Source organism: Nitratireductor sp. OM-1, assembly GCF_003296175.1.
Lineage (GTDB): Bacteria > Pseudomonadota > Alphaproteobacteria > Rhizobiales > Rhizobiaceae > Nitratireductor > Nitratireductor aquimarinus.
Genome location: NZ_CP029209.1, coordinates 662,021 through 679,364 on the forward strand (window position 1 = coordinate 662,021; position 17,344 = coordinate 679,364).

General features: G+C 61.8%; 15 protein-coding genes. 9 read left to right on the plus strand and 6 right to left on the minus strand.

Annotation, left to right across the window (positions count from 1 at the left end; translation table 11 throughout):
- Positions 1–1,749: an ATP-binding protein gene (locus DEJ54_RS22175; protein ID WP_245447827.1), complete on the minus strand. Its 1,749-nt coding sequence runs from the start codon at positions 1,747–1,749 to the stop codon at positions 1–3.
- 288 nt (positions 1,750–2,037) lie between these two features.
- On the opposite strand from DEJ54_RS22175, the gene DEJ54_RS22180 reads away from it, so the two are divergent.
- Together DEJ54_RS22180 and DEJ54_RS22185 are read left to right on the plus strand one after the other, a co-directional pair.
- The gene (locus DEJ54_RS22180) at positions 2,038–3,336 is read left to right on the plus strand and encodes a sulfite oxidase (protein ID WP_113156921.1); all 1,299 of its coding nucleotides are present in this window, start codon (positions 2,038–2,040) and stop codon (positions 3,334–3,336) included.
- 90 nt (positions 3,337–3,426) lie between these two features.
- The gene (locus DEJ54_RS22185) at positions 3,427–4,167 is read left to right on the plus strand and encodes a cytochrome c family protein (protein WP_113156922.1); all 741 of its coding nucleotides are present in this window, start codon (positions 3,427–3,429) and stop codon (positions 4,165–4,167) included.
- 48 nt (positions 4,168–4,215) lie between these two features.
- On the opposite strand, the gene DEJ54_RS22190 is transcribed toward DEJ54_RS22185, so the two are convergent.
- Together DEJ54_RS22190 and DEJ54_RS22195 are read right to left on the minus strand one after the other, a co-directional pair.
- Entirely contained in the window at positions 4,216–4,941 is a 726-nt protein-coding gene (locus DEJ54_RS22190; RefSeq protein ID WP_113156923.1) for a hypothetical protein, read from the minus strand.
- Positions 4,938–5,444, minus strand: a complete 507-nt coding sequence (locus DEJ54_RS22195; protein ID WP_113156924.1) for an RNA polymerase sigma factor — start codon at positions 5,442–5,444, stop codon at positions 4,938–4,940. Before DEJ54_RS22195 ends, DEJ54_RS22190 begins: the two co-directional genes overlap by 4 nt.
- A 234-nt stretch (positions 5,445–5,678) precedes the next feature.
- On the opposite strand from DEJ54_RS22195, the gene deoC reads away from it, so the two are divergent.
- The 7 genes from deoC to DEJ54_RS22230 all read left to right on the plus strand — a co-directional run bounded on the left by deoC (position 5,679) and on the right by DEJ54_RS22230 (position 14,296).
- Positions 5,679–6,638 (plus strand): deoxyribose-phosphate aldolase, encoded by a 960-nt coding sequence (deoC, locus tag DEJ54_RS22200; protein WP_113156925.1) that lies wholly within the window; start codon positions 5,679–5,681, stop codon positions 6,636–6,638.
- Between the two features lie 11 nt (positions 6,639–6,649).
- Complete coding sequence (locus DEJ54_RS22205; protein ID WP_162742438.1) at positions 6,650–9,046, plus strand: aldehyde dehydrogenase family protein; 2,397 nt, start codon at positions 6,650–6,652, stop codon at positions 9,044–9,046.
- 237 nt (positions 9,047–9,283) lie between these two features.
- Complete coding sequence (locus DEJ54_RS22210; RefSeq protein WP_113156926.1) at positions 9,284–10,798, plus strand: ABC transporter substrate-binding protein; 1,515 nt, start codon at positions 9,284–9,286, stop codon at positions 10,796–10,798.
- Positions 10,799–10,945: 147 nt separating this feature from the next.
- A complete protein-coding gene (locus DEJ54_RS22215) occupies positions 10,946–11,896 on the plus strand; it encodes an ABC transporter permease (protein WP_224873332.1) in 951 nt (316 codons plus the stop codon).
- Positions 11,893–12,750, plus strand: coding sequence for an ABC transporter permease (locus DEJ54_RS22220; RefSeq protein WP_113156927.1), 858 nt, complete (start codon positions 11,893–11,895; stop codon positions 12,748–12,750). Before DEJ54_RS22215 ends, DEJ54_RS22220 begins: the two co-directional genes overlap by 4 nt.
- A complete protein-coding gene (locus DEJ54_RS22225; RefSeq protein ID WP_113156928.1) occupies positions 12,747–13,553 on the plus strand; it encodes an ABC transporter ATP-binding protein in 807 nt (268 codons plus the stop codon). The genes DEJ54_RS22220 and DEJ54_RS22225 overlap by 4 nt, the downstream gene beginning before the upstream one ends.
- Positions 13,550–14,296: an ABC transporter ATP-binding protein gene (locus DEJ54_RS22230; RefSeq protein WP_113156929.1), complete on the plus strand. Its 747-nt coding sequence runs from the start codon at positions 13,550–13,552 to the stop codon at positions 14,294–14,296. Before DEJ54_RS22225 ends, DEJ54_RS22230 begins: the two co-directional genes overlap by 4 nt.
- 85 nt (positions 14,297–14,381) lie before the next feature.
- On the opposite strand, the gene DEJ54_RS22235 is transcribed toward DEJ54_RS22230, so the two are convergent.
- The 3 genes from DEJ54_RS22235 to DEJ54_RS22245 are packed head-to-tail and all read right to left on the minus strand — an operon-like array spanning position 14,382 to position 17,344.
- Positions 14,382–15,239: an endonuclease/exonuclease/phosphatase family protein gene (locus DEJ54_RS22235; protein WP_113156930.1), complete on the minus strand. Its 858-nt coding sequence runs from the start codon at positions 15,237–15,239 to the stop codon at positions 14,382–14,384.
- Positions 15,236–16,405: a sn-glycerol-3-phosphate ABC transporter ATP-binding protein UgpC gene (gene ugpC, locus DEJ54_RS22240; RefSeq protein WP_113156931.1), complete on the minus strand. Its 1,170-nt coding sequence runs from the start codon at positions 16,403–16,405 to the stop codon at positions 15,236–15,238. The genes DEJ54_RS22235 and ugpC overlap by 4 nt, the downstream gene beginning before the upstream one ends.
- A 21-nt stretch (positions 16,406–16,426) precedes the next feature.
- Positions 16,427–17,344 (minus strand): ABC transporter permease subunit, encoded by a 918-nt coding sequence (locus tag DEJ54_RS22245; protein WP_113156932.1) that lies wholly within the window; start codon positions 17,342–17,344, stop codon positions 16,427–16,429.

Consider the following 17,344-nt stretch of genomic DNA (forward strand, 5'->3'; position numbering starts at 1 on the left):
CTAGCGGCTCAGATATTCACGGCGCGCCTGCTGCAGGGCCTTGGAAATCTTGTCTTCTGCCTGTTCTGCACGCTGGTAGGCTGCGTTGCCGGACGGCGTTTGAGAACCGATGCTCTCGCTCTGTCCGGCACTCGCCGTCTGCCCCTGCGCCTGGTTCATGATCGAGCCGCGCCAGCGCTCGACGACCGCGTTGACAAACTCGGTTCTGGAGGCGGGGCTCAGGTCTTTCGGCAGCGCCGCAGCAGCTTCGCTTCGCGGCAGGAGTTCCTGCGAAAGCCGGTTGAAAACGAACTGGACGGGAAGCGGCATGCCTTCGCCGAACCCGACAACTTCACCGGTTCCCAGAGACGGTACGAATTCCAGCAGATTGGCCGTTGCGTCGGAAACGGCGGATTTCAGGAGCGCCTGATCGCGCTCATTGGCCATCCGCATGGCAAAAAGCGTATTGCATTGGGAGATGATGGTGGGGTCGAGTTCGGCCGGGCGCTGCGTCACCAGACCGAGATAGACGCCATATTTACGGCCTTCCTTTGCAATGCGGGAAAGGGCGTTCTTGCTCGGCGTAAAGCCAACGGTCGGATCGGCGGCGGCAAAGCGGTGCGCTTCCTCGCAAACGAGCAGCAGCGGCATCGCGCCATCGCTCCACATGCCGAAATCGAAGGCGAGACGCGAGATCACGCAGACCACCGCGTCCACCACCTCAATGGGCAGGCTCGCCAACTGGATGATCGTCGCCTGACGGCCGTTTGCCTCCAGCCGGAAAAGCTCCGTCAGGATGGTCGCCATCGTGTCACCGCCAACGGTGGCATTGGAGAACATGAAAGCGTAGCGGGGATCGTTCTTCACCGTTTCAATCCGCCCGATCAGACGGTGGTGCGTCATGCGCGAGGAGCGATTTTCCAGCTTGCCCATGCGCTCGTCGATCAGCGCCAACAGATCCTGCATCAGATAGGGCACCGGGGTGTCGACCGTGAAACTGCTCTGGCGGGGCTCGTTCTTGCGCAGGCTGCTTGCGCGCTCGCCCGTCTGGCGGCGGTTGAGATATTGCGTTTTGGCCAGCGGAATCAATTCCGACAAAATGTCGATTTCTGCCGAAATCGGGGGTTTTCCGGCGTAAAGCACGTCGGAAAATTCCTCAAAATTGAACAGCCAGTAGGGCAATCGCAGATTTTTCGCACCCACCAGGTTCGCCTGATCGGCAAAGACGCTGCCATATTCATTGTGATTGTCGAGGATCAGAACCCGCAGTTCCGGCCAGCTTGCGATGACCTGCCGGAGGATGACCGCAAGCCCGCTCGATTTGCCGACACCGGTCGAGCCGAGCACCGCAAAGTGCTTGGTGACGAGGTTTTCGACGTCCACATAAGCGGGAACGCTGGTGTCGTGATGCAGCCGGCCGATCTCGGCAAAGGAACTCTTGTCACCCCGAAAGATCAGGCGCAGCTGATCGCTGCCGATGATCCGGGCCCGGTCGTGAATCGCTGGATAGGCGCTGACGCCCCGGCGAAACCGGCGCTGGCCGCTGGCGTCGCTTGAAATTTCGCCGACCAGATCGATCCGGGCAATGGCCTTCGGCCCTCCCGTCGTGCTCGCTGCCTGTGTCTTGAGAGACACTTCCGTGACCTGGCCCAGAAGCTCCCGCGCGCCGGTCTCGATGGCCATGAATTTGCCGACGGTGGTGCGCAGTTCTTCGGTCGTCGTGGCGATGGGCAATTCTATGTAAGCTTCCGATCCCTTGACCGAACTCACATAGCAGTCATCCGCATTTCTGTTCGATAAGGCGCTTGGGAAGCCGTTGAAACTCTCAGGCATGGTGTCTGGGACCTGCAACTTGTTGAGCGTGTGAACTGAAACTGATCGCGTATGAGGCGAATTGGACACGGATTTCTTAAGTAATGCGTTAAGAGCGCCATTGTGCGGTCTCAAAATAAAATCAAAAGGATGGAATAATTTTCTCTCCCCGCACGTCTCTCCCACGACAGCCGCATTTTGAATGCGGCGAGCCAGCTTAACCGCCAGCGCACAGGGAGGAATGAAATGACGCGCACCGCCGAACCGAAACAAACCCGCAATGAGGCGGCATCCGGCGCAGATGCCGGACCTGCGGACGCATCCACCGAGGGCATCGTCAACTCCGGCCGCCGCGGTTTCCTGAAGAACACCGGGCTTGCAACCATGGCCGCGATGGTGGGCGCTTCAATCCCGTTCCATCGCAACATGCCGGCAGGGCTCGTTCCCGCCGCCTTCGCGCAGGATGGCGACGCGCTTGCCGGAAAGGATGGTCTCACGCTTCTCAACGACCGTCCCGTCAATGCCGAAACACCGGCCGAACTTCTCGATGACGCTGTCACCCCCATCAGCCGTCACTTCATCCGCAACAACGGTGTTCCGCCGGAAAACGTCGATGCCGATGCATGGACGCTGACCATTGATGGTTTCGTGGACAATCCGCTTGAACTCTCGATTGCCGATCTGCGTGATCAGTTCGAAGTGGTGACCATGCAGCTAACGCTTGAGTGCGGCGGCAATGGACGCGGCTTCTTCGATCCGCCGGCTTCCGGCAACCAGTGGACCTATGGCGCAGTGGCCTGTTCGGAATGGACCGGCGTGCGCCTGAAGGACGTATTGGAGAAGGCAGGCGTGCAGTCGAATGTGGTCTACACCGCCCATTACGGCGCCGATGGCCACCTTTCGGGCGATCCGGACAAGCTGCCCATTTCGCGTGGCGTGCCCATCGCAAAGGCTCTGACCGACAATGTGCTGATTGCCTTCGAGATGAATGGCGAGGCGCTTCATCCCATGAACGGTGCACCGCTGCGTCTCGTGGTTGCGGGTTGGCCGGCCTCCACCGCACAGAAATGGCTGACGCGCATCGAGCTGCGTGATCAGGTGCATGACGGCCCCAAGATGACGGGCACGTCCTATCGTGTGCCGGCCTATCCGGTGGCTCCCGGTCAGGAAGTGCCCGAAGAGGATTTCGTCATCATCGAGCGCATGCCGGTGAAATCCCTCATCACCTTCCCGGCCAATGGCACGGATATCGGCATGGAAACGGATGTGCGCGGCCATGCCTGGTCCGGCGACCGCTCCATCAGCAAGCTCGATATCTCGATAGATTTCGGCACGACCTGGCAGACGGTCGAGCTGGATGATCCGGTTAATGACGGCGCATGGCAGAACTGGCGCACCAAGGTGACGCTGCCACAGGCCGGCTATTACGAGATCTGGGCGCGCGCGACGGACAGCGAAGGCGACATGCAGCCTTTCGCCATCGCGTGGAACCCGAAAGGCTATCTCAACAACTCGATGCACCGGGTCGGCGTACGCGCAAGCTGATCCGGTTCATGAGTTTTCATTGAGACGGATGATAACGTGAAGCGGCTTAAGCGCCGCTTCACGGTTCTGATTGTCATGGAGAAAAGAATAATGAACTTCAATTTTGTTCGGCTGGGGCTTGTCGGACTTTCTCTTTTGGTCGCTTCCCCCGCCATGGCGGATATGCAGGATGATCTTGCTGAAGCGGATGTTTCAAAGGGTGAGACGCTGTTCAAGCGTTGCGTGGCGTGCCACACCATCGAAAAAGGTGACCGGAACAAGGTCGGCCCAAATCTTTACGGCATCGTCGGTCGCCCGGTCGCAGATGCGCCGGGCTACGCCTATTCCACGGGCATGAAAAACTATGGCGGCGAATGGACGGTCGAGCGTCTCGATGCCTATCTGCTTCAGCCCCGCACCGAGGTGAAGGGCACCAAGATGGCCTTTGCCGGCCTCAAGAGCGAGGATGACCGCGTCGACCTGATCGCCTATCTCAACACGTTCTCGGACAATCCGCTCCAGTTCGGCGCGGCCGAGGACGAGAATGAGACCGCCGAAGACGTCAAGAAGGCCGAGGCGTCCGGTGAGGGTGAAGAAACCATCGAGGGTGATTTCGGCAAGCTGAAAGTCGCAGCCGGGGTCGAGGAAACCTACTACACCTGCACCGCCTGCCATTCGGAAATGATCGTCGCACAGCAGGGGCTCAGCCGCGAGGGCTGGGAGAAAATGCTGAAATGGATGGTCGATGAGCAGGGCATGGACGAGATTGCCGAGCCCGACCACACGATCATTCTCGATTACCTGACGGCTCACTACAATGAGGACCGTCCGAACTTCCCGCGTCCGAACTGACGGCGCACATTTCAGCCCCACTCCGGCGGGGCTGAAATATTTTTGCCCCTATCCGCAGGACGTGGCCCGTGCGGTCGCGTCCTGCAGGGCGATCACGGTTTCAGGCCTCTCCATCCGGCGCGTGGCCTGCTCCAGATAATCGGTGATCGCTGCAAACTTCCCAGCATCCATGTCCGTCGCAAAGATCCGGTAGAAGCGATCCGGCACGTCCCATTGGGCGCTTTGCAGGCCGGGCGACGTTTCGGTCTCTATGGAGCTGTTGCTTGCAACGACGGTCAGCCGGCAGCCTTCACGCCCGGCAAAGTGGGCCGCAGTGCCATAGGGCAAATCCCTGATCGCGACGAGTGTGAGGTTGGCGGCGGAGAGGTCCGGGAAGTCCTCGGACCGTTCGCCGGCGACCGTGCGGAAGGTTTTGTCTTTTGACACATAGGTCTGCGCAGCAAAACTCTCGTGCACGGCGAGCGCGGTGTCCGGCCCGGATGTATCCGGTTGTTTCGGCAGAGCGATGAAAAGGGTCAGGGCGAGAGAACCGGCGAACGCTGCGCTCGCCCACCAGCGCCAGGAGAACCTGTTGTCGTTCTGGCCTGCGGGGTGAGCCGCCGGCTCCGGCCTGAGCGCCTTCAGACTGGCAGACATGTCGCGGATTTCAGCCAGAGCGGCCTGCAATGCCGGCTCTTCCTCCAGCCTGCGGGCGAAAGCCTCGCTCTCGTCTCCCAGCTCGCCATCGTGGAATGCGTTGACCCTGATGAAGTCCTCTTCCGTTACCTTGCTCATGGAGTCTGCTTTACCTGCTCTTCATCCTGATCGTCGCCGTTTACGCGGCGCAAAAGCTCTTTCCGGGCCCGGCTGATGCGGCTCATCACCGTGCCCGTGGGCACATTCATGATCTCGGCCGCTTCCGCATATTTGAAGCCCATGATGTCGATGAGAAACAAAACCTCCCGCGTCTCGGGCGGCAGTTTCTCAAAGGCGAGCCGAACGAGAACATCGCGTCCTGCGCTGCTCGTTCCGTCGCTTTCATCCATAAGACGTTTGTGCGCTGCGATATATTCACGGCGCACGCGTCTTTTTCTCAATTCGTCGTAATGAAGGTTGCGGATCACGCGAAACATCCACGGCCGCAGTTCCTCGATACGCTCTGGCCGTGTTTCGTGACGCAGGGCGCGCTCCACCGCATCCTGGACCAGATCATCCGGGCTTTCCGCCGCGCCACAGATCGAGCGCGCATAGGCGCGCAATTCCGGAAGAAGCAATTCGATCTGCGAAAGATGAGCCATGTGCTGCCGGTCGCGTTCCCCAATGCTCCGTTGCTGCTTTCGTCTTCTGCGAAATTTTACTGCCGGAGCCCCATTTCCTGCAAAGTAAACCTTGTACTTTGTGCGAGGCAAGGCGATGCGGGTTGACAGGCTCGCTCAAATTATGAAACGATCCAAACATAATGTTGCTATCGTAACATATTATCTGGCAGCCCCGTCTTTCGCGGGGCGGGCACGAAACACACGGACGCTGCAATGACCGACGCTCTCGCCCGAAACACCGGCACGCAACTGAGACCTGAATGGTTCGAGGATGTGTCCGTCAACCGCACTGCGGCCGAGCGCCGGGCGGGCACGCTTGCCGCGCGCCGTTCGGTCAAGAAAGCCTATCAGGCGGCATGGCTCGTACGGGCCATCACCTGCATTGACCTGACGACACTTGCCGGCGACGACACACCGGGACGCGTGCGCCGGCTTTGCGCCAAGGCGCGGCGTCCGGTGCGCGAAGACATTCTGGAAGCGCTGGGGCTCGCCGATGCCGGCATCACCACCGGCGCTGTCTGTGTTTATCCGACCATGGTTGGCCATGCGGTGAAGGCGCTGGAAGGCAGCAACATTCCGGTGGCCTCCGTGGCGACGGGCTTTCCCGCCGGCCTCATGCCCCTGCCGCAGCGTCTGGCGGAAATCCGCTATGCAGTGGAAGAGGGCGCGCACGAAATCGATATCGTCATCACCCGCGAATATGTGCTCACGCAGAACTGGAGCGCGCTCTATGACGAGATCGCCGCCATGCGCGAGGCCTGTGGCGAGGCGCATATGAAGGCCATTCTGGCGACCGGCGATCTGAGCACGCTCACCAATGTCTACCGTGCCTCGATGGTCGCCATGCAGGCGGGGTCAGACTTCATCAAGACGTCGACCGGCAAGGAAGGCGTGAACGCCACCCTGCCGGTGAGCCTGACCATGGTGCGCGCGCTGCGCGATTATCGCGAATATTCGGGCCAGATTGTCGGCTTCAAGCCGGCAGGCGGCCTCAAGACCGCCAAGGATGCGCTGGCCTGGCTGACGCTGATGAAAGAGGAGCTGGGCAATCGCTGGCTGGAGCCGGACCTGTTCCGCATCGGCGCAAGCTCGCTGCTTGGCGACATTGAACGGCAATTGGAGCACTTCGTGACCGGCCGCTATTCCAGCGCCAACCGTCACGCGGTCGCATGAGGAATCGAAACATGTCTTCCATCAAGGATATCTTGCGCACCATGGAATACGGCCCCTCTCCGGAAGCCAATGGCGATGTCGTCCAGTGGCTTGAAGCCCATGGCCGCTCTTTCGGTCATTACATCGATGGCCGGTTCGTAACGCCGAAGGGCGCGCGCGAAATCGCCGTCTCCGATCCCGCCAATGGCGGGGAGCTGGCGCGGATCGCCTGCGGCACGACCGATGACGTGGATGCGGCAGTGAAGGCTGCACGTGCGGCATTTGGCAAGTGGTCCAAGCTTTCCGGCCACGCCCGCGCAAAATATCTCTATGCGATTGCCCGCCATGTGCAGAAGCGCTCGCGCTTCCTGGCGGTTCTGGAGACCATGGACAATGGCAAGCCGGTGCGCGAGACGCGCGACATCGACATTCCGCTGGTCGCCCGCCATTTCTATCATCACGCGGGCTGGGCCGAGATGGTGGAAGACGAGTTCCGTGGCTTCTCGCCGGTGGGCGTCTGCGGGCAGGTGATCCCGTGGAACTTCCCGCTGCTCATGCTCGCCTGGAAGATTGCGCCGGCGCTTGCCGCCGGCAACACGGTGGTGCTGAAGCCCGCCGACCTGACGCCGCTGACGGCCATTGCCTTTGCGGAAATCTGCCATGAGGTGGGATTGCCCGCCGGTGTGGTCAACATCATTCAGGGCGACGGCGCGACGGGCGCTGCCATCTGCGGCCATGAGGGCGTCGACAAGGTGGCCTTCACCGGCTCCACGCAGGTGGGCCGCGTCATCCGCGAGCAGATTGCCGGTTCCGGCAAGAAGCTGTCGCTGGAGCTGGGCGGCAAATCGCCCTTCATCGTGTTCGAGGACGCCGATCTCGATGCGGCTGTCGAGGGCGTGGTGGACGCGATCTGGTTCAACCAGGGCGAGGTGTGCTGCGCGGGGTCGCGCCTGCTCGTTCAGGAAGGCATTGCAGAGCGCTTTCACGCCAAGCTGAAGGCGCGTCTTGAGACGCTGCGCGTTGGCGACCCGCTCGACAAGTCCACGGATGTGGGCGCAATCGTGTCACCGGTTCAGGTGGAGCGGATTTCCGCACTCGTGGCGAAGGGCGTCGAGGAGGGGGGCGCGCTCTGGCAGGCTCCCGCGCCGCTTCCCGAAAAGGGCAATTACATCGCGCCCGGCTTCTTCACCGACGTCGAGCCTGCCTCGACCGTCTGTCAGGTGGAAATCTTCGGCCCCATCGCCGCTTCCATGACCTTCCGCACGCCGGACGAGGCCGTGGCGCTCGCCAACAACAGCCGTTACGGGCTTGCCGCTTCCGTCTGGTCGGAAAACATCAATGTGGCGCTCGATCTCGCCGCTCGGGTGAAGGCCGGCGTTGTCTGGATCAACTGCACCAACATGCTCGATGCGGGCGCCGGGTTCGGCGGTTATCGCGAGAGCGGTTTTGGCCGCGAGGGCGCGCGCGAGGGGCTTTACGAATATCTCGCCGCCGATTGGGAAAAGGGCCTTGCAGCGTCCAAAGGGCAGGAGGCATTCGTGCCATCGGCCTCGCCGGTCGGCGACGGCAAGGTGCTGGTCGAGGGCATCGACCGCACCATGAAGAATTATATCGGCGGCAAGCAGGCGCGACCCGATGGCGGCCACAGCTATGCCGTGACCGGCAAGGGCGGGCTCGTGATCGGTGAAGCCGGCATCGGCAACCGCAAGGACATCCGCAACGCGGTCGAGGCGGCGGCGAAGGCCGGCGGCTGGGGCGGTGCGACCGGTCACAACCGCGCGCAGGTGCTCTACTATCTGGGCGAAAACCTGGAGGCGCGGCGCGCAGGCATGGAAGCGCTTCTGTGCGAGAGCACGGGGATCAGCGCGAAGAAGGCGACCGAAGAGTTCGATACGGCGCTGCGCCGTATCTTCTATTACGCCGCGCAGGCCGACAAGTTCGACGGGGCGGTCCACTCCACCCAGTCGCGCCATGTGACCCTTGCCATGAACGAACCCTTCGGCGTGATGGGCATTGCCTGCCCGGACGAAGCGCCGCTTCTGTCGCTGGTTTCGTTGGTGTTGCCGGCCATCGCCATGGGCAATCGGGTCGTGGTCGCGCCGTCCGCGCGCCATCCGCTGATCGCCGGCGATTTCTATCAGGTTCTGGACACGTCCGACGTGCCGGGCGGCGTGGTGAACATCATCACCGGCGAGCGCGATCTTCTGGTGAAGACACTTGCCGAGCACGATGAAGTGGCTGCGCTCTGGTATTTCGGCTCGGCGGAAGGCAGCGCCATGGTCGAGAAGGCATCGGCCGGAAACCTGAAGTCGACCTGGGTCAACAATGGCCGCATGCCGAACTGGCTCGATGACGGGCAGGGACGCGGACGCGACTATCTGCGCCGCGCGGTTCAGGTGAAGAATATCTGGGTTCCCTACGGCGCGTGACTCGCACTGCACGTTCTACGAAAGCGCCCTTTGCCGGATAAATATTCCCTTCGGACCGGTGATTTTGCCGGTCCGATGCGAACAATTTGCTCCTCCCGGGATTCAATTGTCTCGCGGTCTTTGTATTTGCCGGTTAGATTAGCCTGGAAACTCCGATGCCATCCTCAAAGGGCGGCCCTTGAGGCGACCTTTGATGGAGCAGGCGTCGCGGGTTAGAAAGTGCAAAGGACAAGCAAGATGACAGCATCGCTGAAAGAGACGGGTCTGGGCTTTCGCAGCCTGACAATCACGGTGGCTTTTGCCCTCTGGGGCGCGACCGGGGCCATGGCGCAGGACAATGCGGACCCGTCCGCCGTCATTCGCGTCGGCTCGCTCTATGAGCCGCAGAACCTCGACAACACGGCGGGCGCCGGGCAGGGCATCAACGAAGCCTTCAACGGCAATGTCTATGAGGGCCTGTTCCAGCTCACCGATGACGGCGATGTGGTCGCAAAGCTCGCTTCCGGTTTCGAGATGAGCGAGGACGGTCTCACCTACACGTTCACGCTGCAGCCGGATGTGACGTTCCATTCCGGCGATCCGCTGACCGCAGCCGATGTGAAATCCAGCATCGAGCGCGTCACGGCGGAGGGCTCGCAGAGCTCGCGCAAGCGCACGCTGGCAAACATTGAGAGCATTGAGGCGAAGGATGACAACACCGTTGTCGTCACCCTCAAGGAGCGCTCCATCTCGCTGCCCTACAATCTGAGCTATGTCTGGATCGTCAACGATGCGGCCAAGGACCTGACCTCGGGCGAGGACGGCACCGGCCCCTACAAGCTCGACAACTGGCGGCGCGGTTCCAGCATCACGCTGTCGCCCTACGAGAACTACTGGGGCGAGAAGCCGAAGAATGGCGGCGTGACCTTCTCCTATTTCAAGGAGGCGACCGCCCTCAACAATGCGCTTCTGACCGGCGCGGTGGACATCATCACCAGCGTGCAGAGCCCGGATTCGCTGATGCAGTTCCAGGACAATCCGTCCTTCGTCGTGACGGATGGTCAGTCCACCACCAAGGAAGTGCTCGCCTATAACGACCGCGTCGCGCCCTTCGACAATGTGAAGGTGCGCAAGGCCGTGGCCCGCGCCATCGACCGCAAGCGCCTGCTGAACTCCATCTGGGGCGAATACGGCACGCTGATCGGCTCCTTCGTGCCGCCGACGGACCCGTGGTATGTCGACCTGAACGATGTCGACGCCTACGATCCGGAAAGCGCAAAGGCGCTGCTGGCCGAAGCCGGCTATGCGGATGGCTTCACCTTCACGCTTGATACGCCGAACTACGACCCACACCCGATCGTCGCCCAGTTCCTGCAGAATGAGCTGGCCAAGGTCGGCATCAAGGTGAACATCAACATCATCACCGCCAATGAGTGGTACACGAAGATCTACCAGGCGCATGATTTCCAGGCGACGCTGCAGGAACACGTGAACCACCGCGACATCGTGTTCTACGGCAATCCGAACTTCTACTGGGGCTATAACAACCCGCAGGTGGTGGAACTGATCGCATCGGCAGAAGCGAGCGGTTCCGAGGCAGAGCGCGATGAAAAGCTCACGGAAGCAAACCGCATCATCGCCGAGGATGCAGCCAGCGGATGGCTCTATCTTTACCCGCAGATTGTGGTATCGACCGCGTCGGTCAGCGGGTATCCGGTCAATGGCCTGAACTCGCAGTTCTTCGCATACGACATCGCCAAGCAGGCTCGATAGCCGCCAAGGCAAGCCGCTACGAAGCCGGTTCATCGTGCGAAAGTGACGATAAGCCGGTTAAGGCGTTTGACTTTTGCAGTTCCGAACGGAAAAACCGGTTCTGATTTTTCTGGAATTGCTCTGAGGGAGGCTCCGATCCTCGTTTATATCGCCCGGCGGCTTGCCATTTTGTTCTTCTCGCTTCTGGCGGCCTGTGTGGTTCTTTTCATACTGCTCAGGCTTCTGCCCGGTGATCCGGCGAATTCGCTGATCTCCGTGGGCGCCGACGAGGCGCAGATTGCAGCCGCGCGGCGGCAGGTCGGCTCCGATCTGCCGCTTGCCCAGCAATTCCTCCAGTTCATCACCAGCCTGGTGCGTTTCGACCTCGGCACGTCCTTCGTCAGCCGCACGCCGGTGCTGCCCGAAATCATGGACCGGCTTGCCGTCACGCTGCCGCTGACCGTGCTGTCGTTCCTGCTGGCGCTTGTGATCGCCGTGCCGCTCGGCATCCTCTCGGCGGTCAAGGCCGACCGCTGGTATGGCGCCGCCATCTCGGTCGTCTCGCAGCTCGGCATCGCCATTCCCGTTTTCTGGGTGGGCATTCTTCTGGTCACGCTGTTTGCCGTCAATCTGCGCTTGTTCCCCTCCGGCGGCTTTCCGCCGCGTGGCTGGGATACGCCGGTCGAGGCGCTGCGCACCCTGTTTCTGCCGATCCTCACCATCGCAATCGTGATGTCTGCCTCGCTTCTTCGCTATGTGCGCTCCGCCACGCAGGATGTGCTGGGCAGTGACTATCTGCGCACGGCGCGCGCGCTCGGCTCCGGTTTTTCCGAAGCGCTGGTGCGCCACGGCATTCGCAATGGCGCGGTACCGGTCATGTCGATCCTCGGCATCGAGCTTGCAACCGCCCTTCTGGGCGCGGTGGTGGTCGAGCGGGTGTTCAACCTGCCGGGTCTCGGCTCCATGCTGCTGCTTGCCATCGAGCAGCGTGATTATCCGAACATTCAGGGCGTTCTCTTCATCTCGACCCTGCTCGTTCTGCTGATCGGCTTCCTTGCCGATCTCGGGCAGCGGCTGGTCGATCCGAGACTGCGTGAGAGCCGGGGAGCGCGCTCATGAGCGGACAGGCGGAAACGACAGCAGCCCGACCGCGCCTTTCGCGTCGGTCGCTCACCCTCAATATTGGACTTTTCCTCGTCGGCATGCATGTGACCGTGGCGCTCCTCACGCTGGTGTGGACGCCCTACGATCCCACGGGCATGACCGGCGGACGGCTGGAAGCGCCATCCTGGGCGCACTGGGCGGGCACGGACCGGCTTGGCCGCGATCTCTTCACGCAGATCATGATCGGCTCGCGCATCGCGCTGATCGTCGGCTTCGGCGCGGTGGCCATTGCAGCAACAATCGGCGTCACGCTTGGCGTTCTGTCGGCCTTCGCCACACGTTATCTGGATGACATTCTGGCAGCCGCGTTCGACATTCTGATCGCCTTCCCGACACTGCTTCTGGCCATGCTTGTGGTGGCGGCAACCGAAAGCGCGAGCCTGTTCTCCGCCACGCTGGCGCTGGGCATCGCCATTTCAGCCATTGTTGCAAGGCTGACCCGCATTCTCGCCAAGCGCATCCTGTCGATGGATTACATCACCGCGGCGCGCACGGCAGGAGCGTCGTGGCCGAGCATCGTCTTGCGCCATCTCCTGCCCAACATCTGGCCGATGCTGGCAGTGAACTTTGCGCTCCAGTTCGGCCTCGCCGTCATCGCAGAGGCTTCGCTGTCCTATCTCGGCCTTGGCGCACCGCCGCCCAACGCTTCGTGGGGCCGTCTCCTTCAGGAGGCGCAGGGCACAGTCTACACCGCGCCCTTCGGTGCCATTGCGCCGGGCATCGCGCTGGTCACGCTGGTGATCGGCATGAACCTTCTGGCTGATGGTCTGCGTGAAGCGGGCGACCCGACCCGGAGGGGCCGCCAATGAACCTTCTCGACATTCGCGGCCTGACGCTGAGCACCGGCGGTCAGACGCTGGTTTCCAACGTCTCCTTCTCCGTCGCGCCCGGCGAACGGCTTGGCCTGATCGGTGAATCCGGTTCCGGCAAGTCGCTCACCGCACTCGCCACCATCGGCCTCCTGCCGCGTGGGTTCCGGGTTCAGGGCTCCATCAAACTCGATGGTCACGAGGTGGTGGGAGCCTCCGAAAGCGCGATGATCGCCCTGCGTGGCGCGGCGGCGGCAACCGTGTTTCAGGAACCGCTCACCGCGCTCAATCCGCTGATGAAGGTGGGCCGGCAGGTTGCCGAACCGGTCATCCGCCGGCATCGCCGCGCAGGCGAAACGGTCGACCGCGCAGCCGTTGCGCGCGAGGTGCGTTCGCTGCTTGAGCGCGTGTCGCTTCCCGACATCGACCGGATCGTGAAATCATACCCTTACGAGATTTCGGGTGGTCAGCGGCAGCGCGTGGCCATTGCCATGGCGCTCGCCTGTCGCCCGAAACTGCTGATCGCGGACGAACCGACCACGGCGCTCGACGTCACCACGCAGGTGGAGATTCTCGATCTCCTGTCCGGTCTGGTGCGCGAGGACGGCATGGCGCTTCTCTTCATCAGCCACGATCTGCCGGTGGTGGCGCGGGTGACGGAAAACGTCATCGTGCTGCGCCGTGGCGAGGTGATCGAGCAGGGGCAGGTTCATGCCGTGTTCGATGCGCCGAAACACGAATATACGCGTTCTCTGGTCGATGCGGCCACCGCGTTCGACAAGGCGCTGGGACCGTCACGATGAGCCTGATTTCACTCGACAATGTTGCCTTTGGCTATTCGCGCAAACAGCAGGTTCTGCACGATGTTTCGTTCAGCCTTCGCCCCGGCGTGAATGTGGGGCTGGTGGGCGAATCCGGCTCCGGCAAGTCCACCATCCTGAAACTGCTGCTTGGGCTGGCGCGTCCCACAAGCGGGCGCATTCAGTTCGGCGACGCCGAGCTCAACCCCGGCAACCGCGCCTTTATGCGCGATTATCGCAAGGCGGTTCAGGCTGTCTTTCAGGATCCCTATTCCTCGCTCGACCCGCGCCAGAAGGTGCAGTCGATCATCGCCGAACCGTTGCGGGCGCTGCGCATTCCGGGGTCTCATCAGGAGGCGATTGAAAAGGCGATCCACGATGTCGGCCTGCCGGCAGACGCCATCGACCGCTATCCGCATGAATTTTCCGGTGGTCAGCGTCAGCGCATCGCCATTGCGCGCGCCATCGTGGCGCGTCCGCAGCTCATTCTGGCCGATGAGGCGGTGAGCGCACTCGACCTGTCGACACGCGCCCGTATTGTCGATCTTCTGAAAGCGCTGTCGGCAGACATGACGATCCTGCTCGTTTCGCATGATTTGGCGGTTGTCGCCGCCCTTTGCGAAGAGATTGTCATTCTGCAGAAGGGGCGTGTCGTCGAAAGCGGCAAGACCGCCGACATTCTGGCGAACCCCGCGCACCCCTATACGCAGAAGCTGCTTGCGAGCGTTCCGCGGATGCCGGCCTGAGCCGGCACCCGCCAAAAACGCTCTATCTATGTGTTTTCACGCATTTTTGCGGGCGTCAGGTGATGCCACCTGACTGCAAAATGCTTTATTGGTCGATCTCGACCCATAGCGGCTGGTGGTCAGAGCCCTGCGCATCCATGTCGATCCAGGCACGCTTGACGCTGCCGGACATGCTGCTGCTCACCACGCAATGGTCGATGCGCTCGCCCGAGCCGATGAAGCTCACGCCTTCGTCCTCGTCATTGCCGGCTGCCACCCATGCGTCGGTGAAACCGCCATCCTGCACGAGACGTCCGTGCCTCTCGACGCGGTCGCCGATCAGGAGGGCGTATTCCTCGCTGTCGGAGGTGAAGTTGAAATCACCCATCACAATGGTGCGCTCGGGCGCGGGCGGCGGCGGGATTTCGTACCAGTCGCCGGCGATCTTTCCGCCCCAGGCAGAGCCGCGATGTGCGGCGTTCAGGAGCAGGTCCATCGCCTGATGCACCTGCGGCAGCCGCGTCTGCGGGCCAATGTGATCGAAATGCACGGAGCAGAAGCGCAGCGCCCCCATATCCGTGTCGACCACCGTTTCGATCAGCGCACGCTGCTGGTGATACTGGTTCGTCAGCGCCATCTTGGGCAGAAGATGGTTCATGGACGACAGGATCGGCCAGCGCGAGAGCACCATGTTGCCGACCTGACGGCGACGTTGGGTAACCGTGCCGTCGTCGCCGACGATGGAGGCGTCGATGTCGATGCCCGGTCCATAGACCCAGTGATAGCCCGGCAGGCGCGCGCCGATTTCCTGCGCCTGATGCACAAGCCCGGTGCGCGGGAAGTAGGTTTCCACTTCCTGCAGGGCGATCAGGTCCGCACCCTCGATTTCCGAAACAATGCGATCAAGGTCGAACTGCTCGTCCTTACCCTTGGAATACTGGATGTTGTAGCTGACGAGTTTCATTGAATGGCTCCGGAAACGGTGACGTCGCTGGTTTTCTGAAAGGCTGCGGGCAGGGTGCCCGTCTGGCCGGTTTTCGCGCCCGCGACCGTGATGCGCTTCTCGGTGGTCGGGTCGAACAGGTGAACGCTCTCTGCGCCGATGGCGAGCGAGCAGGGCGCGCCGGGCGCGGGGTGATGACGTCCGGCGGAGTGCAGCACGAAATCACGACCGGCAAGACGGCCATGCATCAGCCGGCCGCTGCCCTGTTCTTCGGAGAAGTCGAATGCAACGGTCAGAAGGTTCGGGTCGTTGGCTTCAGGCGCGATCTTCAGATCTTCCGGCCGCAGGCCAACAATCACCGACTGGCCGGCAATGGTCCGGCCGATTTCCGGGTCCACGGGCAGGCGGAAACTGGTGTTGTCGATCACGGCGAAGGTGCCGCAATCCGACACGCCGCAGGGCAGGAAGTTCATGGCCGGGGAGCCGATGAAGCCGCCGACATAGATACTGGCCGGCGCGTGATAGACCTCTTCGGGCGTGCCGACCTGCTCGATCCGGCCTGCATTCATCACCACCAGACGGTCGGCAAGCGACATGGCTTCCACCTGATCATGCGTCACGAAGACCGAAGTTGCCTTGAGCGTGCGATGGAGGCGACGGATTTCAAGGCGCATCTGCACGCGCAGCTTGGCGTCGAGGTTGGAAAGCGGTTCGTCGAACAGGAAGACTTTCGGCTCGCGCACGATGGCCCGGCCCATGGCGACGCGCTGGCGCTGACCACCCGAAAGCTGCGCCGGCTTGCGGTCGAGCAGCTGGTCGAGGCCGAGGCTCTTTGCCGTGGCTTCCACCTTCTGCATCCGCTCCGCCTTGCGCATGCCGCCGACCTTCAGCGCGTAGCCGATGTTCTGCGCCACGGTCATGTGCGGATAAAGCGCGTAGTTCTGGAACACCATCGCGCAGCCGCGCTCACGCGGCTCGAGCTGGTTCACCACCGTGTTTTCGATGGAGATCTCGCCATTGCTGATCTCTTCAAGCCCGGCAATCATGCGCAGAAGCGTGGACTTGCCGCAGCCTGAAGGGCCCAGAATGACGATGAACTCGCCATCCTGAATGTTGAGGTCGACGCCGTGCACGACCTGGTTCTTTCCGTAGAATTTCTCGACCTTGCGAATATCGATATCGGCCATGATTCAATCTCTCCTGAGAGGTTATTTTTCGGTGCTGATGAGGCCGCGCACGAACCAGCGCTGCATCAGGATGACGACCAGCAGGGGCGGGAGCATCACGATCAGCGTTCCGGCCATGGCGACATTCCAGTCAGCAATGGCGTCGGGTCCGGGAATGAGGCGGCGCAGTTCCATCACCACGGTGGAATAGTTCGCCCGGTCGGTAATGATCAGAAGTGGCCAGAGATACTGGTTCCACGCATAGACGAACATGATGGTTGCGAGTGCTGCGATGTTGGTGCGCGAAAGCGGCAGAAGCACTTCAAAGAAGAAGCGGAACGGGCCGGAGCCATCCATTTTGGCCGCTTCCACCAGCTCATCGGGAATGGTCAGGAAGAACTGACGGTAGAGGAACGTGCCGGTGGCCGTTGCCACCAGAGGCAGGATCAGGCCGGTGTAGGAGTTCAGCATGTTCCATTCGAGCGAGAGTTCGACGCCCGAAAACTGCGCGATGAGCCAGCTGATGCCGGTGAAGTCGAGGATCGCCTGGAACGGGTAGAGCGCGTTTGCAGCCACTGCATAGGTGGGCACGATGCGCACTTCCAGCGGCAGCATCAGGGTGATGAAGATCACCCAGAAGAACACCATGCGCAGGCGATAGTTGAAGAACACGATGGAGAAGGCGCTGATGGCGGAGATCGCCACCTTGCCGATCACCACCGCGATGGCGACGATCATCGAGTTCATGAACTTCACGCCGAAATCGGCGCGGGTCCAGGCGGCGGTGAGGTTGTTCCATAACTCGCCGCCCGGCAGGTAATGCACATTGGGCGAGTTCACCTCGGCGACCGTCAGCGTGGCGGCGACGAAGGACAGCCAGATCGGCACGGCGAGCAGAAGCGCGCCGAAGATCAGGACCGCGTGGGTGACAATGTTGAGGAGGGGGGTGCGTTCGATCAT

Excerpts from the sequence above, each read along its gene's own strand:
- DEJ54_RS22180 (WP_113156921.1), top strand. The coding sequence starts at position 2,038 with ATGACGCGCACCGCCGAACCGAAACAAACCCGCAATGAGGCGGCATCC.
- DEJ54_RS22185 (WP_113156922.1), top strand. The coding sequence starts at position 3,427 with ATGAACTTCAATTTTGTTCGGCTGGGGCTTGTCGGACTTTCTCTTTTG.
- DEJ54_RS22190 (WP_113156923.1), bottom strand. The coding sequence starts at position 4,941 with ATGAGCAAGGTAACGGAAGAGGACTTCATCAGGGTCAACGCATTCCAC.
- DEJ54_RS22195 (WP_113156924.1), bottom strand. The coding sequence starts at position 5,444 with ATGGCTCATCTTTCGCAGATCGAATTGCTTCTTCCGGAATTGCGCGCC.
- deoC (WP_113156925.1), top strand. The coding sequence starts at position 5,679 with ATGACCGACGCTCTCGCCCGAAACACCGGCACGCAACTGAGACCTGAA.
- DEJ54_RS22205 (WP_162742438.1), top strand. The coding sequence starts at position 6,650 with ATGTCTTCCATCAAGGATATCTTGCGCACCATGGAATACGGCCCCTCT.
- DEJ54_RS22210 (WP_113156926.1), top strand. The coding sequence starts at position 9,284 with ATGACAGCATCGCTGAAAGAGACGGGTCTGGGCTTTCGCAGCCTGACA.
- DEJ54_RS22220 (WP_113156927.1), top strand. The coding sequence starts at position 11,893 with ATGAGCGGACAGGCGGAAACGACAGCAGCCCGACCGCGCCTTTCGCGT.
- DEJ54_RS22225 (WP_113156928.1), top strand. The coding sequence starts at position 12,747 with ATGAACCTTCTCGACATTCGCGGCCTGACGCTGAGCACCGGCGGTCAG.
- DEJ54_RS22230 (WP_113156929.1), top strand. The coding sequence starts at position 13,550 with ATGAGCCTGATTTCACTCGACAATGTTGCCTTTGGCTATTCGCGCAAA.
- DEJ54_RS22235 (WP_113156930.1), bottom strand. The coding sequence starts at position 15,239 with ATGAAACTCGTCAGCTACAACATCCAGTATTCCAAGGGTAAGGACGAG.
- ugpC (WP_113156931.1), bottom strand. The coding sequence starts at position 16,405 with ATGGCCGATATCGATATTCGCAAGGTCGAGAAATTCTACGGAAAGAAC.
- DEJ54_RS22245 (WP_113156932.1), bottom strand. The coding sequence starts at position 17,344 with ATGATCGAACGCACCCCCCTCCTCAACATTGTCACCCACGCGGTCCTG.